Genomic DNA, 24583 nt, shown 5'->3' with positions numbered 1-24583 from the left:
ATAGTGCCCGCTCAACCGCCAGCCTGAACGCAGGAGACCGGACAATCGGCGGCAGGCTCGTCCAGTTTCGCAGGGGATTCAGGATCCCGCCTGAACCCGGTATTCTCGTCCCCCCATTTCTTGAGAGCCATGATGACCGGCTCCAGGGTCCGTCCCCGCGGCGTCAGGCTGTATTCCACCTTCGGGGGCACCTCGGCGTAGACCGTCCGCAGGACAAACCCGTCCTGCTCCAGTTCGCGGAGCTGCGCCGTCAGCATGCGCTGGGTGATATTGGGCAGACGCCTGCGGATTTCGTTAAAGCGCAGGGTTCCCTCAAGCAGGTGGTAGAGGATCACCCCTTTCCATTTCCCGTCGATCAGCTGAAGTGTCGCTTCAACGGCACAGCCGGGACTGCAATCAAGTGATTTATGCCGGATACGGGTCATGACGGTATCATTTCCGATACTATGGGCGTTAAAAGTGCGTTCTTGTCCGAACCCAGCATAATGCTCACTGTTCTCCTTCATCAACACAGGAGCAGACATCATGCGCGCCGTCGGTTACCAGACGCCTCTCCCGATCGACAATCCGGCTTCGCTCCAGGACATCGATCTGCCGAATCCGGTCCCTTCAGGGCGGGATCTCCTGGTAGAAATCAGGGCTGTGTCGGTCAATCCGGTCGATACAAAAGTCCGTCGCAGCGCCACGCCGGACGCGGGTCATTGGCGGGTTCTGGGTTGGGACGCCGCCGGGATCGTTGTCGGCACCGGACCTGAAGTCACGGATTTTTCCATCGGGGATGAGGTTTTCTACGCAGGCGCGCTCGATCGCCCGGGAACCGATGCCGAATTCCACCTGGTCGACGAGCGGATTGTCGGCCGTAAGCCCCGTTCCCTGAACTGGGCTGAAGCCGCGGCCCTGCCGCTGACAGCGATCACCGCCTGGGAGATGCTGTTCGATCGCCTGGATATCCGTCGGCCAGTCCCCGTCGTGAAGCCGGGCGTGCTGATTATCGGTGGCGCTGGCGGCGTCAGCTCCATCGCCATCCAGCTGGCCCTGGTCCTGACAGATGTCACGGTCATCGCCACCGCCTCCCGGCCAGAAACGCGCGACTGGGTAAAATCCCTCGGGGCACATCATGTGGTGGATCACAGCAGGCCTCTTGCCGCGCAGGTCGCGGCCCTTCCGACCGGTGCACCCGGCTTCGTCTTTTCCACGACGCAGACGGATCGGCATATGCCAGAGATTGTCGCGCTGATCGCGCCCCAGGGGCATTTCGGCCTGATTGACGACCCGGCCGCGCTCGACGCCCTGCCGCTGAAGAAGAAAAGCCTGTCGCTGCACTGGGAGCTGATGTTCACCCGCTCGCTGTTTGGCACAGCCGATATGGGCAGGCAGGGCAAGATTCTCAACGACGTCTCACGCCTCGTGGATGACGGGCGTATCCGCACCACGCTCGGCAGGAACCTCGGCCTGATTACGGCGGCGAACCTGCGGCAGGCTCATGCCTTGATCGAGAGCGGCCAGGCAAAGGGCAAGATCGTGCTCGAAGGTTTTCCTGGCTGAAATGGAGAAGATCATGACTGAGTCCGCAAAAGCGCTCGTCGAGACATGGTATGGAACAGGCAATACGGCATTACTTGCCCAGGACATTGTCTGGACTGTGCTGTCAACCTTTCCCGAGGGCGGACGGTATGTCGGCCGCAAGGCTGTGGAAGAGCAGTTCTTCCCCCGGTTGACGGCCCACTTTTCGGAGTATGGGACCCACCCGCACAGCTTCACCGCCGAAGGAAACCTTGTCGCGGTAACGGGGATCTATCGCGTGCGGACGAAACAGGGTCGGCCGGGCGATATCGCCTTCGCGCATTTCTGGACCGTGAGAGACGGCCAGATCTCGGCCCTGCAGCAGGTGGCGGATACGGCGGCTATTCAGGAGCTGCTAGCGGGCGGAGAACAGGCTTCATGACTGATGAAGAGCACCTGATGACCCTGAACCGTACCGGTGGGCGGTTCGATCTCAACAGGATTGCGGCAGCGTTCCCGAAAACCGCGGATACGATGCTGCTGGATACCTATCTGACCGACAGGCCTGAAGCCAGCATCAGGGTGTTCCGGATCTATCAGGACGTGCCGCCGCATTATCATACCCAGTGTGATGAAGTCCTCCATGTGCTTTCCGGAGAAGGGACATTCTGGATTGATGACCCGGCTGAGGAAGCGCCGTTTGTTCCCGGGCACCTGCTGGTCTTTCCGCGGCGTGCCGTGCATGCGGTGCCGCGTATCCTGCGTGATCCTGTCATTTTTCTTGCCATCGACACACCGCGCCGGGCACCGGATGACGTGGTGTTCGTCGATCCTGCCGAAGGCACGCCTTCCGGCTTCATCAAGAGTATCTGAAGTAAAGTCGCGGGTCACAGATGAACTGGATCTGTGTCCCTGCAGCGCATGCCCGCAAAACGCGGCGTAAGCCCAGGGCATCTGGAGACGGTTTCCTTTCCCGAAAGACCTGGTCCGGGAAACATCTCTGTTCAACAGGAAAAAAGGAAATCAGGGGCGGCCCCTTCGGGGTTCTCTCACTCTGGTTCGCTAAGCGGCTGCGCCGCTAACCTCACTGGAGCCCCCTGCGGGGTCTCCACGCTTTCGCGCAACGGTTCGACCGCTCGCCCTGGGGTTCTACAGGATAAATACTTATGTAATACCTGATAATACTGTTATTGATAAAATGGGCATAAGGAAATAAAAGGAATAAAAACAGTAGTAAACTAATATTTACTTCTAATATATTTCCTTTTTTATTGCATTTATATTCTGTTCGTACTATTCTTTATTTGTGGAGAGGGAAATGGTTCCCGCCACAGACGCCCCGCCCGGTGCTCCAACACCGGACAGGGCTGACGCCAGACAGAAAGGTCAAGTTTCATGTCCAACGCTACCAACACAATGACCGCCGCCCTCGCTTCCGCGCAAGAGAAGAAAGCCGCCAGCAAGGCAAAAGCGGGCCAGAAGGCCCCCGCCGCCCGCCGTTTCGAGGAAGCGGCCCGGCGCGCGCCTGTCATCACCATCGAGGCCGCCGAAGCCCTGATCCCCGTTCCCGACCAGATCACCAAGATCGTTTCCCATTTCGGCCTTGAGGACTTCGACCCCGACGCCCTCGCGGAAACGGCCCGGCAGGCTTTTACCGTCATCGCCCGCAGCCTCTCGCCCGTGCTGGTCGTGACCACATGGAACGGCGAGCAGAACGACAAGGGGCTGGAAATGCACCTACAGCGCATGGCGGGTGCCGCTGTCGCGTCCGCCTTCGGGGCCGCCCAGTTCTATGACGCCAAGCGCGCGCAGGCCCGCGAACTGTCCTCACAGTTCAACGAGTATCGCGAAGAGGACCGGATGGGCGTCGACGGGCTGGAAAACAGGGCGGCCAACGCCCGCCGCTTCGCAGCCGAGCAGGGGATCAAGGCCGCCGCTCTGGTCGCGTCCGCCCGCGGGGCCCTTGCCGCCTACGAAGACATGATCGGCACCCCGTGGAAGCCCTACACGGCCAGCAACGCCCGCACCATCGACCAGCGGGCCGCAGCTGCCGAGATGGACGCCCTCGGCTTCTGACCGACCCGGCCGGACCCACGGCGGGTCCGGCCACCCACGGCAAGGTACCTTTCCGCAAGGATCGACCCGCATGAGCGAATATGAATCCATGGCAGACCGCGACGAAGCCCTTGCGCTTTCGCGTGCTGCGCCCCACCACGCATGGGTCCTGACGGACCGGGACGTCTGGCATCGCAATCCTTTTTATCACGGCCCGGAAATGCCGCATCCCGAAGATGACGGCGCGCATGACTTTATTGCCGACCACGGCATCGACGCATGGCGGGAGGCGACCACGGCCGCAAGGGCCGCAGCCATCGCCGCAGCCGAAGCGAAAGCGCGCGAGATCGCGGACGCTCCCGACCCCTGGCGGCCCGACGATCCGACGCCTTGAGAGACCACGCCGCAGGAGCCCGGAAACCGGGTTCCTGCTTCTGGTGTCCGGGGCACCATTGTGCTGGAAAAAAATGCCCTGACACCAGCATGCCGCCGCGAGGCGCCCGCCTCAAGCCCGCTGCGCGCCGCGCTTCGCGCGGTGAGGACACGCCCCTTTCAGTGAACAGGGCCGCCCGGATCGCAGGGCGGTGCCCCGCGCTCCGGGCAACCCGGTTCACCTCAGGGGCATGCCCTCAGGCTTGACCCGGGCGCCTCGCGGCCCTCCCGGCGGGCAGCGGCCTTCCTGTTCCGCTCCCGGGAAAAACAATGTCGGTCATGCAGCATGCCGGACAGTGGAGATGACAAACCTACTGTGTCGCCCTGCCGAACACGAAGCCCAGCTTGCCGTCATTCATGACGTAGGGCGTGCAGGTCACGCCGGGATGGACCGCGTCGTAGGGTTTCAGCCATCTTGTCGAGACCCAGCCGGGACGCAATGCGAGGGTCATGCTCCGGACGTAGCCGTTCGTAGGCGGTGCGTCCGTGGCGACCGGGAGGACCGCCAGCGCGGGAGCAATGCTCGGGGCACCGTCCCGTGGTTCGCTCTGCAGCGGGACCGGATGCCTGAAATCCATCATGACCCGTTCCGGTGCATCAAGGGCCATGCATCTGTACCCGTCGAGCGCATGGACCGGGGTTCTATGCAGCGCGAAGGCCGGGTGGCTGATGCTGCAGGTGAGGGCCGCAAGGATCGCGGCCCGGTGGGAAAACCTCATGCTGGACTCCTCGTCAGCCGGTCAGGATCGAACTGGACGCGGCACTGCCCATTTTTGCTGCGACTGCCGCGCGCCATTGGCCGACCGTGGTGGTTGAACTGATATTGTTCCCCGACATCGCCGTGCTCGATATGTAGGACGACATGAGGCTGCTGTCGTCGGCCGTCGCGATTTCAGCGCCAGCGCTCGGGCCAAAGTTATAATAGGCCCGGGCATCAAGGGCTGTCGGGTTACTGATGCCACTGTGCTGCAGACTGGTTGCGGCATCCTTGAGATACTGCGCTGCAGCCACCGCCTGCGTTGCCGGATCCTGCTGGCCCGCCGTGCCGCTGGTGATGGATGAGGCCAGCGAGGGGTCTGCGGCCAGTGCCTCTCCGAGGGTCTGGCTGTAGGTCCCGTTGCTCATCTGGAATGCGCCGGTGATCGTACTGCCGTTTCCGGCCGTGTAGAGGTTCTGGCAGCCGGATTCCACCACGCAGGTCGCGGCGAGCGCCGATGGATTGACGCCCAGCGCCTCGGCGTTCTGGGCTGCCGCATAGCCCCATGACTGCTGGTATAGGGTCTCGAGCGCATCGCTGTCGGACGTGCCTGCTGTTGCTGTCTGGGTGACGGCGCCGCTTCCGCTGGTGGCCTGGGCTGTGCCCGTCGTGTCCGGGGTCCAGCCACCGAGCCCCGGTTCCTGATAGGTTGCGTTGACATGTGTCGGGAGCCCGCCGGGCACATTCACTGTCTGTGCCCGCCCGACGGGGGGAATGACGAGGCCGCACGTTACGAGGACCACGGTCGCTTGCGTCGTGCGGCGGCATGGGAAGGGGAGCCGGGTCACCTTGGCCTCCTGTTGCGAGGCGGACAGGATCGGCCGGCATCATGCGACCTGTATCAGTATTTTGTACGGCGTTTCGGTTCCGGCCCTGAGCGTGTCCGTCGTGGACACGCTCAGGGCATCCGTCCGAGCGCAAATCCCGCTATAAGGACGATGGAACTGTAGCCCAGGATGCGAAAGGCCGTCTGCAGGTTGTACCGTCTGGTCATGGCCGTGGCCTGGCTCTCGATGGCGCCCCTTAATCCTTTCGTCATATCCGCGGTGATCGCGAGGAGTTTCTTCTCGACCAGTTTTTCGTTGATGGTGCGCAGCGTGTGCACCGCTTCAATGCCGTCGCGCAGATGTTCGCGGATGACCGCGGTATCGTCGGCGAGTGCTCTGCGCTGCTGCTCTGCAATCAGTCTGGCTTCCGTGACGGAACGGATCGATGCGCGTCGTGCCTCTATGGCCAGCATGCCAATCTGGTCCAGCGTGACAATCAGCGCGGAGATCACTTCCGCTTCGGGTGCGATCGGGCGGGAAATCCACTGATTGGCAACCCGTCGCAGGTTATCGACGTGCTCGGCAAATGCCCGGTCCGCGTCCTCGATTTCGTTCGGCGCTGTCATCACACACCAACCCCGATGACTTCCGGCAAGCCTGCGGGCATCCGCGGCAGATAATCGGGGCCAAGTGCTGCAAGAAACTTCGGCACGTCGCGCCTCAGCCACCGGCTGACCCGACACCGGTCGAAAAACGAACTTGTCGGGAAGCCATTGGCCGGTCTGTTCGCCGCAAAGTCCATGAAAGACTGCCCCCGGTCCGAGACACGCTTTATCCCGTCAAGCGCAGGAAACACCCCGTAGACGGCCCCGCGGCCAAGTGCGCCCTCGATTGCGGGATATTGGAGGATATGCCGGATTTCATCTGAAGCATCGACGCGCCCGCTAAGCAGGGCCTCGTTAATGACAACGACGGTGTTCTTGGGAATAAAGCCCCGGTTTGCCTGCAGGTCTTCAAGATAGTCGATATCGGCATGTTCCGAGCCGATCATGAAAACCGTGACAAGATTGATCCCGAGTTCCTCAAGCTGTGCGACGAGCGGGGAGGCCTTTACCAGTTCGTGAACCGCCGTCCAGCCGCCGCCGATGTCAAGAATGGCGTCGTTCTGGGTTTCCACCAGCTGCTCGATCCTCTGTTCCAGCCAGGCCGCCTGTCCCTTGGCGGTTACGGTTGCAGGTTCCAGGACGTAATCACCCAGAGAGGCGATAGTATTGGACTTGTTGAGTGAATCCGTGTTCCAGATTTCCGGGTGGCCTCCCTGCTGCTGGGTCAGTTCCGTGAGGACCTTGAGGAATGTCGTTTTGCCGACTCTCTGGCGTCCGATTGCCATCATAAGGGTCGGTTGCGCCTTTACGGTCTCTTTCGTTGCGGTCTTCGATTCGCGTGCCGTCATGTTTCATTCCCGATGAAAGCCGGGTTCCTGCAACCGTCGCCGGTTTTCCAGATCCCGAATGATCTCTTCGGCCCGTGCGCGACCCCGGCGACGGATTTCTTCCTCGTCCAGGTCTGCTACTGACGCCTTGAGAATGGTCGTCGGTAATGATGCGACCTGGGATGGCTTTTTTTGGGGGGAAGCAATTTCTGCCGGCACGGCTGCTGCGGCAAGAGGTAGGCTTTCATGTTTCCCGTCAATGATATCGGGTTTCCAGTCTTTAGACTGTCGACTGGGCAGAAGCTGCTTCTGGCTTTGTCGGACGATATCGTGGGGTCGCCCGACATGGGCACGCCGGACTCGTGCCCATGTCTTGGCGGCCGTCTTGCGGGTGATTTCCGTGTTCTCGACCGTTCCGGTTATCCCATCCTCGTGTGCGATCTCGATGAAGATATCCCAAGCGCGGGTTGTCTGACGCGCTTCCGAGATGTCCTCGAAATTCTCCATCATCCAGCGATAAAGCGGTGAGACTTTCTGTCCTTGTCGACCACGAATTTTTCCGCCGGTCATGCGTGTGATGAAACGGTTTCCGCGAGCCTGTGAGTCCATTTCCGTCACGTCGTTTCTCCTGCAAGCCGTATCAGTGGCTGTACCGGTGTGAAGCAATCGCTGCGAGGACGCCGGGTGGCGCATTTCTGGTCCCGGTACGAACCCTTTATGAACCGCCTCTGGAGTCATTTCAACGACGCCTTGGCACCTGCTTGGGGTAGGAACTGTCCCACCCTTGGAACCGGCTTGGACCCGGGTTGGACCCGGCTTGATGGAGGCTCTTCATACACCATTGCACCGTTGGTGCGGGCGTGCGGGAAACGTCACGTCAAGGGACATTCGGTCTCTTTGACATGACGGGCAAAAACGCCACCTGTAAGTTTTACCGTTCGCCCCATCGAGTGGATTTGGAAACGGTTCCAGTCCTCAAGGTCCTGGTCGAGGCTAATCGGTGGCGGATGATTTACAGGATCTGTGTGCTCGTTTGGAGCAGGAGATGCTGCCCTTTCTGGCTATAGGGATCGGGTTCTTGCCTGTCCGGACCATACGGCCGGAAGAGTGACAGAGTGTTAATAATGGCTCTGGAAGCAACCTGTCAGGACAGGAGATCATGCACACTCATGCCGTCGAGGACGGCCATGAAGGCATCGGTTGCCTGCCTGGCCAAGTGACGGAGACGGCAGGCATCCGCCAGAACACAGGGTCTGCCCTGAAGCGGCGCACAACCCTTTATGACTTCGCCTTCGGTTTCCATGAGGCGGACGACATGCCCGACATTGATATCTTTCGGGGGCCGGGCCAGGCTGACGCCGCCATTCCGGCCCCGGGTTCCCACCAGGATACCATGATGGCACAAGTCATTGACGACCTTCACGAGATGGTTGTGGGAGACGTTGTGCCGTTCGGCGATGTGCCGGATCGTCATGCGATCCAGACCCTCATGGCGGGCCAGATAGACCAGCAGGCGAAAAGCGTAATCGGTACGTAGCGTGAGGCGCATCAGTGCCGTCGTGTGGTGGCATGGTGGCTTCGTGCCGCCGTGACAGGTGGGATCATATCCGAAGAAAGCAGGTTTTCGAGGTAGTTGGTGACACGCATCCAGAAGGCGGCGTCATCTACGAGGCTGGCCTCGACGCAGCGGCCAACGTGATACCGCGCGCGTTCCCTGGCGCCTGGCAGCCCGTATTCGCGCAGGAGGGCTACGGTCATGGTGTCTGTTTCCATGACCACGAGGTCACGGGCCTGCTTTGTTATTGAAACTGCCATCTGTCCGTCCTTTTTTCACGCCTGTCCTGTGACGACAGCCGGGAAGGAGGGCAATCAGGCACACGCCTCCTGCCCGCCCTGGCGTCGGGCGGGTAGAAACGTGTTCCAAAAGGGCAAAAGCACGCCCTGCCTATTTCCGCTACGGCGGACAGGTTTCCCCGTTCACCGCTGGACATAGTCCGGGTGTTGTATTGGGCAGGCCACCCGACAAGGAGGCCGCCCTTTTGGAAAAGGCGTTTCTACGCGCCTTTTCCAAAATACCATATGCTGTCTGCCAGCACCACCCGCCCAGGGCCTGCCTGTGTCGTGGATGCGTGTTGCGTTACCTTCCGGGGCATGAGAGGAAAGGATGATGGGCTACGGTCGCGGCATGCTGACTCTCTGGTCTATCGGTGGCAGGTCATTCGGAAGGCATGCTCGGGTAGAGGTTCTGGTTTTCCGTGGGGCCTTTTGTGCGTCCATCAACAGGACCGAGTATTTATTTACCAAGTAAATAAATGTTATTACATATAATGATATAGAACGGATACCGGATGGTCTCCCTGATTATATCAAGGGATTTTCTTATAAAATGTATGGAACGTGTCATTATTCAACCGAGGGTTGAAAGAATTATTTTATTGCTGCATTCGATGTCGAACTGTATCTGTAAATAACGAAATATGTCGTTTTCAAGGCGACATTCCATCAAAATCATGACTGACGCGGGGTGCCGGTCAGGCTGACCGTTCAGGGGAGTACTGATGCAGTTCAGGACCGTGGCTTGCGCCTTTCTTTTTTCTGCCGTCCTGACGGGCGTGTCCCATGCTGCAGGAACGGCAGCAGCCCCGTCTACCGCGCCATCGCCCACAAAAGGGGCATCCACTTCTCCGCAGGCCCCGGCCCAGCCTTCGCCGATCACCACGCAGCAGACTTTTGGCGCCTGGCAGGCCAACTGCACCTATGCGCCCGCGACGCGCGCGGCTTCGCTGTGCGTGGCGGCCCAGCAGCTGAGCATGCAGCAGCAGGGCAAGGCCGTGCCGCTGGGCATGGTGATCGTCGCCCGGGCCGCGACCGACAAAATGGCGATTACCGCGCGTCCCTACGAACTGAGCATCATGACCCCGCTGGGCTTCGACCTCACGAAGCCTGCGACCCTGTCGATGGATAACGGCAAGCCGGTCAGCCTGCCCTATCTGGTGTGCAACGCATCGGGCTGCCTGTCGACGCTGCAGGCGACGCCGGCCATGATCACGGCACTGAAGGCGGGCAAGGCCGGCCATATCCGCGTCAGCCGCGTGCCCGCGCAGGGCGGCGGCACGGTCACGATCAATTACGACATGAGCCATTTCTCCGACGCCTTTGGCGCAATCGAGACCTGGTCCAGCCAGAAGGCGCCGGCCTGACGCAGGCGGCATAGTCTGGATCGCGCGGGATGCGCTGGCAGGTTTTCGCCGCCTCGACCGTTCTGGCAATGCCCGGTGCGGCGCTGGCCCAGGTGCCTGGCCTGCCCGGGGGCGTGATGCCGGCCGGGCCGGGCTCGTCGCAGGACCAGTTCCAGCGCTTCGAGCAACACCAGGAGCAGCTTGACGCGCTGCCGCCACCGTCAAACGACATCCAGATCCAGAAGCCGTCCGCCCTGCCACAGGCATCAAAAACCTGTGTTACGGTGCATGACATCACGGTCGAAGGCGCGCAGCACCTGTCGCGCGCGACGACGGATGCGATCACCGGTCCCCATATCGGCACCTGCATGTCGGTGCGCGATCTCAACGGACTGATCAACGCGCTCAATGCCGCCTATATCCGCCAGGGTTTCATCACCTCGCGGGCCTACCTGCCCGAGCAGAAGCTCTCCAGCGGGCACCTGCGGATCGTGGTGATTGAAGGAAAGCTGGCGGGTATCCAGTTACAGGGCCGCCCGACCCGGCTGGCGACCGTCATGGCCTTCCCCGGGCTGCACGGGAAGATCCTCAACCTGCGGGACCTGGAACAGGGAATTCTGGATATCGACGGCTACAAATCGCTCACGCGCGGCGTGCTGTGGCACACCACGCTGCACGGCGAATACAGTACGCGCGACCAGTTCCCCACCAATGAACTGCAGGCCGGTGGCCCGTATACCGTGCGCGGCTTCCTCGAGCAGGTCCTGCTGGGCAATGACGGTGGCTACATGCGCAACGACTTCTCGTGGCAGCTGCCCACAAAGGGCCTGAAGTGCGGGAAATTCGCCTTCATCTGCCGCCACGTCATCGAGGGCACCCAGCTTTATGCCGCCCTTGATGTCGGTGTCGTGCGCGCGGGTTTTGCCTCGTCCTCGACGCCGCCCGCGCTGCGGGGTGGCGAGATGGCGGGCGGCGGCCTGGGGCTGCGCAAGACCACGGGGCCGTTCTTCTGGAACGTCTCCCTGACCCATTCCATGTATACCGGCCCGCTTCCCTCGGAAGGGCTGATCCCGCTGTTTCAGGTTGGAGCGAAGATATGATGAAGACGCCCCGCAGGACCGCCGCGCCCGACATCATTCCGGGTCCGTCACGTCTTCAGCGCTGCGTGCATGTCTTTGCCGCCGTCTCCCTGTTCCTGGCCTCGACCGTGTCCGCCGCATCCGCCCAGCAGGCGGAGCCGCAGATCGTGGTCGATCCCCATGCCGGCGGCCCCGAGCCGACGCTGGACAAGACCCAGAACGGCATCGACCAGGTCAACATCGCCACGCCGAATGCGGCGGGCGTGTCGCATAATGACTTCATCCAGTATGGCGTGCCCGAAAGCGGCGTGATCCTGAACAACGCCACCACGGCGACCGAGACGAAGATCGGGGGCGTGGTGTATGGCAACACCAATCTTGACGGCCATGCCGCCAGCCTGATCCTCAACGAGGTGACCGGCAACCTGCCGACACAGATGCTGGGCTATACGGAAGTGGCGGGGCACCAGGCCTCGGTGGTGGTGGCCAACCCCAACGGCATCACCTGTGCGGGATGCGGGTTCATCAACACCGCCCATGTGACCCTTGCCACCGGCACGCCGGAGATGGATGCCAGCGGCAACCTGAAGGATATCGTCGTCCGGGGCGGCAACATCACCTTCGAGGGGAAGGGCGGGGACTTTACCACCGTGCCGGTGCTCGACATCCTGTCGCGCTCGGTGACGCTCAAGGCGCAGGTCAATGCGGAGACGGCCACTATCGTGGCCGGGCGCAACCGGGTCGATTACGGCACCAACGCGGCCCATCCGCTGGCGTCCGACGGCACGGCCGCCCCGGAATTCGCGATTGATACGGCGGCCCTTGGCGGGATGTACGCCAACCGGATCTACATGGTGGTCAACGAGGCCGGCGCCGGCGTGCGGGTTGACGGCACCATGGCGGCCAATGCCGGGGACATGACGCTGACCGATGCCGGCGACCTTGTGCTCAACGGTTCCATGGCGGCTTCGGGTACCCTGCAGGCGCAGGTGGGCGGGCAGGTCAGCAATGCCGGGACGCTGCAGTCGGGTGGCGGGATGCAACTGGCGGCAGGCGGCGCCCTGAATAACAGCGGGACCATTGGCGGCGGTACGACCCTGACCGCCCAGGCTGCCGTGATCGGCAATAGCGGGACGGTGACGGCCGGGGCCGGCGCGCTGTCGCTTGCCGCGACCGGTGCGCTCGATAACAGTGGCGGCATCGGCGCATCCGGTGGCGCCCTGTCCGCCCGGGCAGGGTTGCTCGCCAATACCGGCACGATCGCAGCCCGGACGGGTCTGACGCTCGCCAGCGGCAGCACGCTGTCCAATGCCGGTGGCCAGATATCGAGCACGACCGGGCTGGCCTCGATTGCCGCCGTGGGGGCGTTGGATAATACGGGCGGGAAGATCCTCGACCAGTCGGGTGACATGACGCTGTCGGCGCAGGGCGTCACCAATAATGGCGGGGCCATCCAGGCCGGGGGCAGCCTGACTGCTGCACTGGCCAGCTATACATCCGACACCACGGCTTCGCTGACGGCGCAGCAGGCCCTTGCCGTCACCGCCACGGGGGCGGTCGATAACGAAGGCACGCTGGGTGGCGGCACGGGCGCGACCGTGACGGCGGACCACATCGCCAACGGAGCATCCGCCCTGCTGGTTGCAACCGCGGGCAACCTTACCCTCAACGCGGCGGGGACTGGTGGCCTGGCCAATACGGGGATGATAAAATCCCAGTCGGCATCGGGCAGCCTGACGATCGACGCCGCCACGCTGGCCAACAGTGACAGCATCCTTGCCGCAGGCACGCTTGGCGTGCGCACGGCCGGTACGGTGACCAATACGGGTACGTTATATGGGGCAGGCGGCCTGAGCCTTGCGGCAGGTGGCGCCCTGTCCAACAGGGGCGGGCAGCTTGGCAGTGATACGGGCGTGGTGCAGCTTGCCGCCGCCAGCCTCGACAATACCGGGGGCAAAATCATCGCGACGGATGGTGGGTTGAACATCGATGCCGCCAGTGTCGCCAACAATAACGGCTGGCTGCAGGCAGCCGCCCTGATGTCCATCGTGACGACCGCCCTCGACAATACCGGGGGCGTGATACGTAGCGGGAGCGATATCGTCGTTGATGGAGTCAGTAATGAAAGTGCTTTGGGAAGTGTAAACAATACCGAAGGCAAGATCGAAGCTACCGATGATATCAATATTTCTGGCGGAAATATTGATAATACAGGTGGAACGCTGCTGGCGGCATCTGGAAATGCATCGATCGATACGGAAGGAACATTATCTAATTCATTTGTTAACGATAATGGTATATTGCAAGCTGCTACTAATGTAAGCCTCAAGACCGAAGCGTATTCGAGCACTGCGAACTCCGTAGTAACTGCAGGGAATCTTCTTTCCATAAATGTAATCGGAGAAACTGACAACGAGGGCGAGTTAATTGGCGGGTCTGGCATAGAGATCGCAACTGGAGTACTGACAAACAAAAGTACCGGAACGATTGCTGCAACCTCTGGCAACCTTGCATTGACCACGACGGACTCTCCTGCCGCCATTCCAGCTTTTAGTAACGATGGTACGATTGAGACACTGTCTACAACCGGTAATCTCGATGTAACGACAGCCTCATTATCAAATACCGGCTCAATTCTGTCCCAGTACAACCAAAATCTTATGGCCGTAAACACAACGTCTAATAGTGGAGAGATAGCGGCTATAGACGGCACACTTGCATTTAACATCGGTTCCTTGAACAACCAGGGCACGTTCGCAGCAGGGATAACCGTTAGTGGCATCGTCACCGGCGCGTTAATCAACTCGGGTACCATGTATGGCGCAACAGGGTTGAATCTTCATGCGGGTACGTCGATCGGTAATGCTGGCGGGGCGATAGGCTCCTCCAGCGGAAACGTAATGCTCACTGCCACCGGCATAACCAATAGCAACGGAAAGATTTCCACGAAGACAGGCAATATCTCTACTGAATCTGATCAACTTACAAATAACTCGGGCGTAATACTCGCCGATTCAGGTGCTATCCAAATTAGTGGTGTAGCAACAAAAAGTGCTTCTTCTGATATTTTTAATACGCAAGGGGGGATTATTCAGGCCGGGAACGGTCTTAGTATTGTGTCGAGAGTTGTAATAAATGATGATGGGACACTTGTCACAACGTCTGGGGATATTGACGTCACAAGCGGTGTGAATCAACTTGCCGCCACCGTGGATAACCGGAACGGTGGAATTATCCAGTCTGCTTCCAGCCTGACAATTGATGCCATGGCGGTAGACAATACAGCAGGCCAAATGCTCTCTCTCGGCGGCGATCTTGCCCTCAATACGTCAACCCTCAGCAATGCTGCAGGAGTAATCAAAACTGCGGATGCGCTGAACATTTCTACGGGCACCTATACAAGTGATTCGACAAGTGTTGTTCAGGCGGACGGCATAGTCAGTCTCGCCGCGACAGGAAGCATTGATAACGAAGGCAGCCTTATCGGTGGAACTGGTATTCATCTCAGTGGGGATAGTCTGGTCAACGGGTCTGCTGCCCTACTCGGAACTGCCACAGGCAATCTCATTGTCGCAGCGTTGGGCAACTCGGGACTGACAAATAGTGGACGGATCGAAAACGCAGATGTCTCTGGCCGATCAGAAATCACTGCCGCAGTTCTCCGCAATACCAATACGATTCTTACTCAGGGGAACCAGGTAATTGACGTAACAGGTGCCTTATCTAACAGCGGTGAGGTGGCTTCCCTTGAAGGATCAGTTGCCGCTAGCGCAGGCTCGACAGTAAATAATGGCCTGCTCGCTGCTGCGACAGGTATGACTATTACGGCTGTGGATGGGCTGAGCAACACTGGGACAATATATGGCGGAAGCGGTGCCGTTATATCTGCCGGCGCCCTTGTTTCAAATCTTGGGGGACAAATTGGCGGTGGCCAGGGATCACTGGCCGTGGATGCCACTGAGATTGCGAACGAGGGGGGCGTGTTACAGGCCGGGAACAACGTCCAGATTATGACCGCAGCCTTAGATAACAGCAACGAGGGAGCAATTCTGGCTGGTCAGTCCGTTTTCATTAATAACGACCCCGAAATGACCGCGCTCCAGACCCTTGACAATGCAGGTGGTCTTATTCAGGCATCAGATAACCTGACGATTTCCGCAGCAGATCTTGCCAATGGCGGCGGCACAATTGTCAGTACTGCTGGTTCGGTTGGAATTGCAGATGGTGCGCCTGGCCTGCAGTTAACTAATCTTAGTAATACGCAAGGAGGTGTTATTCAGGCTGCGTCCAACCTGACAATTTCTGCATCCGATATTGACAATACTAATGGCAGCCTGCTTTCGACTGGTGGAAATATCGCGCTATCTGAAGGTGTAGGTGCTACCCTGACCAATAAGGGTGGGGCCATAAAGGCAGATGATAACCTTACGGTCACTGAGGGTGAGTACACGACCGATGCCGCCAGTGTGATGAGTGCTGGCGGTGCGCTAGACCTCTCTGTCTCCGACTCCGTAGATAACGAGGGGGCCCTTATCGGGGAGACAGGCGCTGACATTACTGCGGTTGGGCTGACTAACGGCGCGTACGCGCTGATCGCAGCGGGATCAGGCCAGCTTGCGTTGAATCTTACTGGAAATATCGGACTTAACAACGCCGGTATGATTGAAACAGTTGGTACGGAAGCTGGCCTGAATATTACGGCGCAGGCCCTGTCGAATAGTGGGACAATAGTCGCCCAAGGCGACCAGTCACTTCAGGTTTTGAGCGATGTAACCAATGATGGGCGCATCGGTGCTCTAGGTGGCTCCATAGCTCTTGCCGCTACCTCCTTGATCAATGCCTCGGACGCGGAAATTGTCGCCGCGGAGTCCCTGAGCATTGCAGTTGGCAATGGCGGGATCTCGAATGCAGGCCTCCTATATGGCACCACCGGGGCTACGTTCGATGACGGTGCAGAGTTCTTGAACCGTAATGGACAGATTGGTGCGGGCATTGCACCAATCATTCTGACCGCCTCGTCACTTGACAACACCGCGGGTGTCGTTATCGGCGCTGGTTCCGTGTCGATCCAAAGTAATTCTGTCACGAATGCCAACGGTGCGATCCAGGCGGCGGGAGCGTTGGCACTTCAGACGGATGCAGTCAATAATGACGGTGGTGCACTCTTAAGTACCAAATCCGGCATCAAAATTAATAATGGAACGAGCGGTCCCCTTGATCACGTCCTTAATGAAGGCGGTGCCATTCAGGCGGCGTCAGATGTCACCGTAACCGCGACTACCCTTGACAATGGCAAGGGTGGCCTGGTCTTCGCCAAGAACGGAGCCATAACGGTGGACGGGGGTAATGGCGTACCCCTCGCGTCCCTTAGCAATTCCGGCGGACGGATTCAGGCTGGCAACGATATTGTATTATCCACATCCAGTCTTGACAACTCAAGCGGTAGCGTAATGACGCAAGCGGGTGACCTTACCATCACCAATGCCGGAAACGCTTTGACGTCTCTGGCTGATATGGATGGTACGCTGCAATCCGCCGGTAACCTGACGATTACAACTGATGTCCTGGATGGTGGAGGACAGTTGACTGCTGGAGCTTCGCTTAACCTGTCGATGCCGGACGGATGGGATAGTAACGCTGTCCTGGTTTCGGGCGGAACGATGAATCTGAATTTCGGGCAGGGTGGCTACACGGTTGAAGAGGGAAGTGGTGCGTTAGCCGGTGGAGACCTTACGATTGATGCAGGCAGCCTAACCAACAACGGGGCGCTCACCTCAGGGGGAAGTCTCGTTGTGACCTCGGGAGACGTCATAGCAAATACGGGACTGATAGATGGTGCACGCCGCGTATCGCTCACCCTTCCTGGCGCGCTTACAAATATTCAGGGTGCCATTTTGTCGGATGCCGGGAGCATTGCGATCAGAGGGCCCGGTAACGGCTATGCGGGTGCCGTAGTCAATCAGTCCGGCGAGATTGAAGCCGGAAGTGCTGCCGGCGACATTTCCATCCAAGCGGCCAGCCTTACCAATGACGTCACAGGCGGCGTTACGGTTGAAAACAACGTAGCGGTCTATCGTGAGGTTTATGCCACTGCAGTTACGCCGCCCAGCGCAAGCCAGATCCAGGGTGGAATGCCCAGCGACTGGGGGCAGTATTATTACGGTCAAAAGGTTGTCGAGGTCCAGGTTCCCGCTGGCCTGACGACATCAACGGGTCAACCGGGTAGTGGCTATTTCATCGCGGCCTTGTACGACGGCAACGCCAGTTCGAACGTGACAGTTACGGGAACTGGTTCGATTGCGACATTGAATGGCGCAGCTTCCTTAATTGATGCGGGACGTGACCTGACCATCAATACGACGGGCGATATTACCAACGACGCGAGTCATATTGCTGCAGGTGGTAACATCACCATGTCTGGCAACTCGCTGAACAATATCGGCTATACGAACCAGATAACATATGAATTTCAATGTCAGACCGAGAATTCATGCCGTTATTTTCGGCCTGTGACTGATGCGCCCAACGTGCCGACTAAACTTGGGTGGGATATCGGCCCACGGTATTTTGCCCCGCGTATTTGGGGAACGGTTACCGACGGCGGAGCAACGGCGACCATCATGGCTGCTGGTGATGTCAATGGACAGTTTGTCCAGACTGTATCCAATGATAGCTGGAGCGCTAATGCGCTGCCCGATATTTCGTATACCGGTACGACAACTGAAGGGGTAGCCGCCGCTTCTCCAGCGGCGTTGACGGCTGGCTATACCTCCAAGGCTGATATCAATCCTGATTTTGGGACGACTGTCACTGGCCTGAACACACGCGTGGCCGATGCGGCCTCGGTATCAGATAGCGCGATACGTCCAGATATTGCTGGTTCTGCCGAGGCGATTTCGCAACCAAGTTCGGTAAAAGGTCAGGCGTCTACTGCTACAGCTGCATCTACTCCAGCATACGATGGGGTTATCGCCCCAGCAACGGTCGAGACTAATGCCCAGGCATTGGCGTCGTTGAGCCTTCCGGGCTTCTCGGCGAGCAGCGACCCGACAATTGCTACGATTGTAGCCTCAGTGCCTGGCGGGCAGGCACTATTTGTTCCTGATCCATTACCCGATGCACATTATCTCATCGAGACAAATCCCCGCTACGCGACGCTTTCTGGCTTTTATGGCTCGCAATACCTGCTGAATCGACTGGGAGACGACACGGCAGATTATTATTTCCTGGGGGATGCTACGTTTGACACGGACTATGTCCAGCAACAGATCGTCGCTGCAACCGGTCAGACATTCCTGGGCGGATCGTATCTCTCGGCTTCAGACGAGATGAAGATACTCCTCGATAATGCAGCAACTGAAGACAACGCACTGGGTCTTACGTTGGGTGACGCGCTAACGTCACAACAACAGGCAGCGTTGACACAGGATATCGTCTGGTACGTTACCGAAGAAGTGGATGGCAAATCGGTACTCGTACCGAAGCTGTATCTGGCAGCCGGCACAGCGACACTGACGGATGACGGTGCTGTAATCGGCGGACGGAACGTATCTCTTACTGCCGGATCGGTTACCAATAGCGGGACGATTGCAGCGCAGAATGCACTGACGCTCACTGCGACCGATGGAGATATTATCAACTCCGGTGGCACTTTGTCAGGTGGAACAGTCGCCTTGAATGCCATGAAAGGTTCGATTGTCAATCAGGATACGTTGCAGACTTTCCTTATTGGTGGAGGCTCGGCCTCGGAACTCACCGGTCAGGCGAACATCGTATCGGGAGGGACGACACTCCTTGATGCCGCGGATAATATTACGTTCAAGGGGGGGACGCTGACATCCGGCGGAAACTTGGCATTGCTTGCGGGTCAAGGCATCGATATTGGTGCTCTGACAGCAACGGCGCAGGGTTCGACGCATGCGACCCATCTCAGCCTGTCTGGCCATCAGGCTGAGAACTATGGCGTAACAATAAGCAGTGGAGGTGACGCCACGCTGGGCGCGCTCGGTGGTGATCTTACGTTCAGCGGAAGCACGCTATCAGCGGCTGGTTCTGCATCCATGATGGCCGCAGGCAATCTCGATCTCAGCGCAGTTACCAACGAGAGTTCCTACGCCGCCTCCGGCTCCAAAAGCGGATTTCTGAGTTCGAGTTCATTTTCGGATACCCAGAACAGTAGCACGCAGGTCGGGAGCGCCGTTATTGCCAACGACAATATAGCGATGGCATCCGGCAAAAATATGTCCATTCAGGGCGTGGTTGCCGCTGGTGGCAACGCAGAAATCTCGTCAGGTGGCGAGTTCGCGCTCAACTCGATGACTGATATGGGCTCGTCTTCCAGCACGTCGTCGGAAGATCATTTCCTGAACAGCGAAAGCAGTTCCCAATCTGTCCACTACTCTGACGAGATCGGTAGCACCATCACGGCGGGAAATGCGCTTTCAATTGGCTCGGCTGGCGACATGAGCCTCAAGGGCGAGATTGCTGCGCAAGGTGACGTCACGCTGGCCGCTGGCGGCGCGGTAACGGAAAATGCAGTAAAGGAAACAGTTGCGGCTTCATCAATGGAAAAGTCGTCCGGGCTGTTCCTTGGCACCAGCGGGGCTTCGGCCAAGATCGGCTTTGGCAAGACGACCGATACCGACAGCTATTCCCAGACCATCTGGACCCCCAGCGAGATCGCATCGACCGGCGGCAATCTGAGCATTACCGCGAACGGGCCGGTCACGATCAACGGATCCGACCTCGGGGCTGCGAAGGATGCGACGGTCACGGGATCGTCGGTGTCATTCAATGCGCTTGAGGATGTCGCCACCCAGACCCAGACGCACAAGTCGCTGTTCATCGGCGATACCACGGGGCTTAACCCGAACTCGGTGGTGGGACAGATGGTGGATATCGCCCTGTCCGCCTCCCAGGCGAGTGGCAAGGATAGTGGGCGTCTCGCCGGACTGGACGGTGCAGCGGCGGCGGGCATGGGCGCCCAGGTCGGTCTGGAGGCGTCAAGACAGGTCAAGTCCGTTTCCAGCCTGTTCGAGAAAGGCGATACTCCCGAGGGCAATATCGACCTGATTGCGGTGCAGTCGAATATCGGCTTTGACCTCGAGAAGTCGAGCACGACGCTGACGACGGGCACGGTGCAGGGTTCGACGGCGGCGGCTGGCAACACGCTGGCCGTGACCGCGACAGGCGGCGTGCCGACCGACAGCCAGTCGGGCAATATCGTGGCGACGGCGTCCCAGCTTTCGGGCCAGGACGTGACCCTGACCGCGCCGGGGCAGGTGACGCTGCAGGCGGGGTATGACACGACGCACGAGGTCGCCAGCTCGAAATCGATCGAGGCGAGCGTGGGGGCCTCGGCCAGCATCGGCACGAAAGGGGCCGGTGTCAGCATCGAGGGCGAGTTCGGCGCCTCGAAGACCAACACCAATGCCGCGTCCAGCACGGCGGTGGACAGCACGGTCAGCGGCACGGACAACGTCACCATCGCCAACGCGACCGGCACGACGACCCTGAACGGGGCGGAGATCAGCGGCGGGTCGATTGATGTCGCGACGAAAGACCTGACCATCACTACGGCGCAGGACACGTCGGGCTACAATTCGAAGACCACGGGCATCGACGCCAGCTTCTCGGTGCCGGTCTGGGGCGCGGGTGACATCGGGGGAAGCGCGAGTTTCAGCCACACGACCGTCAAGGACAGTTACGCCTCGACCGAGGCGACGCAGTCCGGGCTGTATGCGGGCAGTGGCGGTCTTGATGTCACGGCGAGCGGGACGACGACCCTGAATGGGGGCGTGATCGAAAGCACGGCGGCGGCCGCGCTCAACCAGCTGTCCACGGGGATGCTGGTGGCCAATGACATCGCCAACCATGCCGACGCCACGGCGAAGACGACGGGCTATCAGGCCAATGTCCTGAATCCCGAAGGGGCTACGGGCGGGGGAACCGGCAGCTCTGCCACCGCGATCGGCGCGGGCATGGCGGCCAATGCCGGTGGTCTGCTGGGGGCCGCGACCCGTAAGGACGCCAGCTCGGTCACGCAGTCGGCCATCGGCTCGAACGTGCAGATCGCAGCCGGCAGCACCAGTGGCGACCTCTCCCGCTCGCCCTCCACGTCCAGCCATCCGCTGACTAACACCTTCGATGCCCAGCAGATGCAGAACGACCTGCAGATCCAGCAGGTCGGATCGCAGGTCGTGGGACAGGTCGGGGGAATGGTTTCGGATGCGCTGGATGACGCTCATGTTGCCGGGTTTGGAACGAAGGACGTTTCAAATGCCTGGGGACGCATCGGCATCGAGACGGCGGGCAATGCGCTGATAGCGGGCCTTGCTGGAGGAAATATCGGCTCGGCGGCTGCCAGCACGGCGGCGGGCGACGTCGCCACGATTGCTACGCGCCAGTGGGCTGAATCCGTTGCCCAGTCCATGACGGATGATGCAGATGGCCAGCGTGTGATCGAGAATGTGCTGAGCAACGTCATCGGAGCCGGCGCGGGCGCAGCGGCCGGCGCGGCTTCCGGTGGCGATACGACGGTCAACGCCCTCAGTGGGGCGGGATATGCTTCAGCTATTCAGCAGTACAATGAAGGTCATGAACCGGAAGGTAATTTAGAAGAAAACTCTTCTTCGAATAAGAGTAGTGGAACAGCCGAAGAAGGAAAGCAGACTTCTGTGTACGTGCGGGCATCTATGCCTGATGAAAGGATAATAGACCCACGTTCCGAACCCTATAAGCCTGGGTACAGTTCTGCTGGTCTAAAAGATAATGACGGAAACTTCGTATATATAGATAACGAGACACGCGTTAAGTATGTGTTCGATGATGAGGGTACGCGCCAACCAGCTAACTTTCGAGGCAGCGTCGAAAATGGCGCAACTGGTGATTCTTCGTCCGCCTTAATTAAAGCGACCGAACCCGGGAGAGTATTGACAGACGGGAAAGTTTTGGAAGGACAAAAACAAACCCAGATAGCGGCTAATAATAAAAATGGAGAAGATGCGGAACAGGAAGTCATTGTCGGGTTAAATAAACAAGGATTGTCGGTTATTCGTCATGTTTCTTACAAAAGTGATTCTAATGTTCGTTGTGTCGCAGACTGTACCATTGTTCGTGGGGCCTCTAACCAAATCGTGAAAGTGCCATCAGGATTTGTTGCTCAGGATATTAATAGAAATCCGTTACTGGATCCATCAGGGAAGCCCGTTAGCACCGTGACATTAAGCGCAGCAGGACAATTGGTGATTGAGGTGAAAACAGGGGGATCGCCCCTTAGCGAAAGACAAAAAGCAGTGTATCCAGAGATCGAGAAGGGCAAGGCGACTGCCGTTGGGAAAAGGCGAGCGCTAGAAGCAGGACTACTGAACTTGAAACCCCAGATCCCGGTAGTCGTATTTCACAAACCGTGAGGAATAAAAATGGCGACGTTAAAAGGCGAAGTTCTCGCGTTATGTAAAGAGATCGCTAAGAAATTTGAGAATTGGGAATTTTCATCAGAGCAATTCAAAAATAAATCGTTAAAACATACGACTCTTATAGTAGGACCTGGGTTTGGCTTTCGTCGAGTAGGCTCTCGCGGTGAAGTTACTGTTTTTCCGGGTGTTTATTTAAACAACAAAAAAACAATGGCGCTGTGCAAGAAAATATTAGGTCGTCCAATTTATACATCTGCGGTATTTTTTGAAGAAATTAGATGTGAACTCAATATGCTTCCAGAGTTCTCGGAATATACGCCATGCTTTATTCAGGATAGAGTTGGATTTATACGCGATGGCGGATCTGATGAACTATATTGGAGAGATATTTCCGAACTTCCAAGTGTTATTGAGCGAGTTCTCATGCAAGGAATTTCTTTTTTTGATGAGCATTATGATTTCTCAAGTGAGAAAAATATGTTGGAGTTCTTACCAGCAAAATACAAGGTATCTTCGTCTGGTGGTTATCGGGAATATGAACAAAGCCAAGGCGTTATTCTATGTATAATTCGTTGTGTTCTAGGAGATTTTGAATTTGTAAGGCGATATAGAAGTGATGAATACAAGACTGTATTTCCAAAAATGACCGAAGATCTGGACAAAATCATAGCGTACCTTCCTCAGATGGAAAAAACATGGCGAGAAAAAGGTTACGTTTCGGTCTGAAGTTGCTTCTGACATAACGTAACGGTACCACACATGTTGTTTTTCACTGAGAACTGGGTTCTCCCGCACTGTTCGTGATAAGTGTCTCGTACTGAGGTTCGGAATCTGGGAAATCCAGAAAGTTGCCCACTTTCATGGGTCTTCTCTCGTGTCACGCCTTCAGCCCCTTGATCTTCCCCGTTCTCTCGTTGTTCGTCGTGTCATCGCACTAGACAGTAGGGTGAAGATCGAAGTCGGTTTACGAACGCGGAGCGCACTATGTCTGGACTGTCAGTTCCCCGTACAGCGCGTTCATAGCTTATGTGGGGTTACCGCACGATCTGTTAAAAATTGCACGCTAAGCAGCGCGGGTTACAAACAGAGCGAGATGGCGACGCGGTGGGTATAGCGTGACAGGTAGGGCCAGCACCGCTTTGGGACCGGCAAAAGGTGGTTTAGCATAAACGACCCAGGGTTTGCTGCGTACAGAAGCCAGATACCGCAGAAAGGCACAGCGGTCTGCCAGAGGGGCAGGACCGCGCCGGAAGACCGGCCGGTCAGCATCAAAAAGGGCGCGCAGCTTGGTCAAGAACAGGCGGCGGAACAGTTTGCCCAGCACGCGAACGGGCAGCAGGAAAGCCGGGCGCGATGAGATCCGGCGCTGGCCATCGGGCGAGAGACCGCCACTTGGCACGATCATGTGCACATGGGGATGGTGGGTCAGCACCGAACCCCAACTGTGCAGCACGGCGGTGATGCCGATGCGCGTGCCCAGATGCCGGGGTTCGTCGTCATCGTCTCCGAGGCGGCTTGGAACAGCAGGGCGTAGAGAATGGCCTGGTTCCGCAGCGCGATGTCGGCGATCCATGCTGGCAGGGCGAAGACAACATTGAAATACCCGACCGGCAGCAGATCGCCCGGCCATGTCTGCGCTGCGTCGCTGCGACACTCTCGTGTTTATTCTCGATAAAATCATCCATGCATAGAAGAAGATATCTGACCCCGTTTAGGCTACAAGGTGTTTTCAACCCGATGCTTACTAAGCCTCAACAGGCTCCGTAGAAAAGCAAGATTTTTTATCTCTGCGACAAATAGCAACAACGGTTATTGTTGGCATAACAAATATTATGGGATTTACAAGTTTGATTGTTCGGGAAGGCAACCAATGATACTTGCGATTAGCGGACAGCAAGATACCCCGTCTCGCCGCGTGACAAGGTAATCATGCCAAAACGCATGGGCATATCCAATTGGAAT

Annotated in this window: 17 protein-coding genes and 1 pseudogene; 9 read left to right on the top strand and 9 right to left on the bottom strand. The window is 58.4% G+C overall.

All coding sequences use genetic code 11. From position 1 onward, the window contains the following. Window positions 1-11 precede the first annotated feature (11 nt). The gene (locus tag S101446_RS16935) at window positions 12-425 is read right to left on the bottom strand and encodes a winged helix-turn-helix transcriptional regulator (RefSeq protein ID WP_208620589.1); all 414 of its coding nucleotides are present in this window, start codon (window positions 423-425) and stop codon (window positions 12-14) included. A 100-nt stretch (window positions 426-525) separates the two neighbouring features. On the opposite strand from S101446_RS16935, the gene S101446_RS16930 reads away from it, so the two are divergent. The 5 genes from S101446_RS16930 (at window position 526) to S101446_RS16910 (ending at window position 3952) form a co-directional block, all read left to right on the top strand. Continuing rightward, the gene (locus tag S101446_RS16930; RefSeq protein WP_087609021.1) at window positions 526-1545 is read left to right on the top strand and encodes a zinc-binding alcohol dehydrogenase family protein; all 1020 of its coding nucleotides are present in this window, start codon (window positions 526-528) and stop codon (window positions 1543-1545) included. A gap of 13 nt (window positions 1546-1558) precedes the next feature. Next, window positions 1559-1945: a nuclear transport factor 2 family protein gene (locus S101446_RS16925; protein ID WP_157684882.1), complete on the top strand. Its 387-nt coding sequence runs from the start codon at window positions 1559-1561 to the stop codon at window positions 1943-1945. Continuing rightward, window positions 1942-2376, top strand: a complete 435-nt coding sequence (locus tag S101446_RS16920; protein ID WP_087609019.1) for a cupin domain-containing protein — start codon at window positions 1942-1944, stop codon at window positions 2374-2376. Before S101446_RS16925 ends, S101446_RS16920 begins: the two co-directional genes overlap by 4 nt. A 522-nt stretch (window positions 2377-2898) precedes the next feature. Beyond that, window positions 2899-3579 (top strand): hypothetical protein, encoded by a 681-nt coding sequence (locus S101446_RS16915; protein ID WP_087609018.1) that lies wholly within the window; start codon window positions 2899-2901, stop codon window positions 3577-3579. 70 nt (window positions 3580-3649) lie between these two features. Beyond that, on the top strand, window positions 3650-3952 hold the full coding sequence (locus S101446_RS16910; RefSeq protein WP_087609017.1) for a hypothetical protein: 303 nt from the start codon (window positions 3650-3652) through the stop codon (window positions 3950-3952). A 349-nt stretch (window positions 3953-4301) separates the two neighbouring features. On the opposite strand, the gene S101446_RS16905 is transcribed toward S101446_RS16910, so the two are convergent. From S101446_RS16905 to S101446_RS16875, 7 genes are all read right to left on the bottom strand, one after another. Continuing rightward, on the bottom strand, window positions 4302-4709 hold the full coding sequence (locus tag S101446_RS16905; RefSeq protein ID WP_087609016.1) for a hypothetical protein: 408 nt from the start codon (window positions 4707-4709) through the stop codon (window positions 4302-4304). A gap of 13 nt (window positions 4710-4722) precedes the next feature. Next, window positions 4723-5535 carry a hypothetical protein gene (locus tag S101446_RS16900; RefSeq protein ID WP_087609015.1) on the bottom strand — a complete coding sequence of 271 codons (813 nt, stop codon included), beginning with the start codon at window positions 5533-5535 and terminating at the stop codon, window positions 4723-4725. A gap of 110 nt (window positions 5536-5645) precedes the next feature. Then, window positions 5646-6140 carry a hypothetical protein gene (locus S101446_RS16895; protein WP_087609014.1) on the bottom strand — a complete coding sequence of 165 codons (495 nt, stop codon included), beginning with the start codon at window positions 6138-6140 and terminating at the stop codon, window positions 5646-5648. Beyond that, window positions 6140-6967 carry an FAD-binding oxidoreductase gene (locus S101446_RS16890; RefSeq protein ID WP_087609013.1) on the bottom strand — a complete coding sequence of 276 codons (828 nt, stop codon included), beginning with the start codon at window positions 6965-6967 and terminating at the stop codon, window positions 6140-6142. Before S101446_RS16890 ends, S101446_RS16895 begins: the two co-directional genes overlap by 1 nt. A 3-nt stretch (window positions 6968-6970) precedes the next feature. Beyond that, window positions 6971-7555 (bottom strand): hypothetical protein, encoded by a 585-nt coding sequence (locus tag S101446_RS16885; protein ID WP_087609012.1) that lies wholly within the window; start codon window positions 7553-7555, stop codon window positions 6971-6973. A gap of 535 nt (window positions 7556-8090) precedes the next feature. Beyond that, on the bottom strand, window positions 8091-8495 hold the full coding sequence (locus S101446_RS16880) for an RrF2 family transcriptional regulator (RefSeq protein WP_083824362.1): 405 nt from the start codon (window positions 8493-8495) through the stop codon (window positions 8091-8093). Continuing rightward, the gene (locus tag S101446_RS16875; RefSeq protein WP_007396602.1) at window positions 8495-8761 is read right to left on the bottom strand and encodes a hypothetical protein; all 267 of its coding nucleotides are present in this window, start codon (window positions 8759-8761) and stop codon (window positions 8495-8497) included. Before S101446_RS16875 ends, S101446_RS16880 begins: the two co-directional genes overlap by 1 nt. A 743-nt stretch (window positions 8762-9504) precedes the next feature. Here S101446_RS16875 and S101446_RS16870 point away from each other — a divergent pair. From S101446_RS16870 to S101446_RS18560, 4 genes are read left to right on the top strand one after another with little or no spacing between them, the layout of a single operon-like run. Then, on the top strand, window positions 9505-10146 hold the full coding sequence (locus S101446_RS16870) for an invasion associated locus B family protein (protein ID WP_087608943.1): 642 nt from the start codon (window positions 9505-9507) through the stop codon (window positions 10144-10146). Between the two features lie 29 nt (window positions 10147-10175). Beyond that, complete coding sequence (locus S101446_RS16865) at window positions 10176-11225, top strand: POTRA domain-containing protein (RefSeq protein ID WP_157684881.1); 1050 nt, start codon at window positions 10176-10178, stop codon at window positions 11223-11225. Next, the gene (locus S101446_RS16860; protein ID WP_087609011.1) at window positions 11222-22615 is read left to right on the top strand and encodes a two-partner secretion domain-containing protein; all 11394 of its coding nucleotides are present in this window, start codon (window positions 11222-11224) and stop codon (window positions 22613-22615) included. Before S101446_RS16865 ends, S101446_RS16860 begins: the two co-directional genes overlap by 4 nt. 9 nt (window positions 22616-22624) lie before the next feature. Continuing rightward, on the top strand, window positions 22625-23347 hold the full coding sequence (locus S101446_RS18560; protein WP_244184680.1) for a hypothetical protein: 723 nt from the start codon (window positions 22625-22627) through the stop codon (window positions 23345-23347). A gap of 363 nt (window positions 23348-23710) precedes the next feature. Here the strand turns inward: S101446_RS18560 and S101446_RS16850 are convergent. Further along, window positions 23711-24277, bottom strand: a pseudogene (locus S101446_RS16850) (IS91 family transposase); the annotation flags it as partial. Window positions 24278-24583: the final 306 nt, after the last annotated feature.

Source organism: Komagataeibacter europaeus (assembly GCF_002173515.1).
In the GTDB taxonomy this organism is placed as follows: Bacteria; Pseudomonadota; Alphaproteobacteria; order Acetobacterales; family Acetobacteraceae; genus Komagataeibacter; species Komagataeibacter europaeus.
This window is presented reverse-complemented; position numbering and strand designations above follow the sequence as displayed.

Excerpts from the sequence above, each read along its gene's own strand:
- S101446_RS16860 (WP_087609011.1), top strand. The coding sequence starts at position 11,222 with ATGATGAAGACGCCCCGCAGGACCGCCGCGCCCGACATCATTCCGGGT.
- S101446_RS16880 (WP_083824362.1), bottom strand. The coding sequence starts at position 8,495 with ATGCGCCTCACGCTACGTACCGATTACGCTTTTCGCCTGCTGGTCTAT.
- S101446_RS16915 (WP_087609018.1), top strand. The coding sequence starts at position 2,899 with ATGTCCAACGCTACCAACACAATGACCGCCGCCCTCGCTTCCGCGCAA.
- S101446_RS16895 (WP_087609014.1), bottom strand. The coding sequence starts at position 6,140 with ATGACAGCGCCGAACGAAATCGAGGACGCGGACCGGGCATTTGCCGAG.
- S101446_RS16875 (WP_007396602.1), bottom strand. The coding sequence starts at position 8,761 with ATGGCAGTTTCAATAACAAAGCAGGCCCGTGACCTCGTGGTCATGGAA.
- S101446_RS16935 (WP_208620589.1), bottom strand. The coding sequence starts at position 425 with ATGACCCGTATCCGGCATAAATCACTTGATTGCAGTCCCGGCTGTGCC.
- S101446_RS16920 (WP_087609019.1), top strand. The coding sequence starts at position 1,942 with ATGACTGATGAAGAGCACCTGATGACCCTGAACCGTACCGGTGGGCGG.
- S101446_RS16885 (WP_087609012.1), bottom strand. The coding sequence starts at position 7,555 with ATGGACTCACAGGCTCGCGGAAACCGTTTCATCACACGCATGACCGGC.
- S101446_RS16870 (WP_087608943.1), top strand. The coding sequence starts at position 9,505 with ATGCAGTTCAGGACCGTGGCTTGCGCCTTTCTTTTTTCTGCCGTCCTG.
- S101446_RS16905 (WP_087609016.1), bottom strand. The coding sequence starts at position 4,709 with ATGAGGTTTTCCCACCGGGCCGCGATCCTTGCGGCCCTCACCTGCAGC.
- S101446_RS18560 (WP_244184680.1), top strand. The coding sequence starts at position 22,625 with ATGGCGACGTTAAAAGGCGAAGTTCTCGCGTTATGTAAAGAGATCGCT.
- S101446_RS16890 (WP_087609013.1), bottom strand. The coding sequence starts at position 6,967 with ATGACGGCACGCGAATCGAAGACCGCAACGAAAGAGACCGTAAAGGCG.
- S101446_RS16910 (WP_087609017.1), top strand. The coding sequence starts at position 3,650 with ATGAGCGAATATGAATCCATGGCAGACCGCGACGAAGCCCTTGCGCTT.
- S101446_RS16865 (WP_157684881.1), top strand. The coding sequence starts at position 10,176 with ATGCGCTGGCAGGTTTTCGCCGCCTCGACCGTTCTGGCAATGCCCGGT.
- S101446_RS16925 (WP_157684882.1), top strand. The coding sequence starts at position 1,559 with ATGACTGAGTCCGCAAAAGCGCTCGTCGAGACATGGTATGGAACAGGC.
- S101446_RS16930 (WP_087609021.1), top strand. The coding sequence starts at position 526 with ATGCGCGCCGTCGGTTACCAGACGCCTCTCCCGATCGACAATCCGGCT.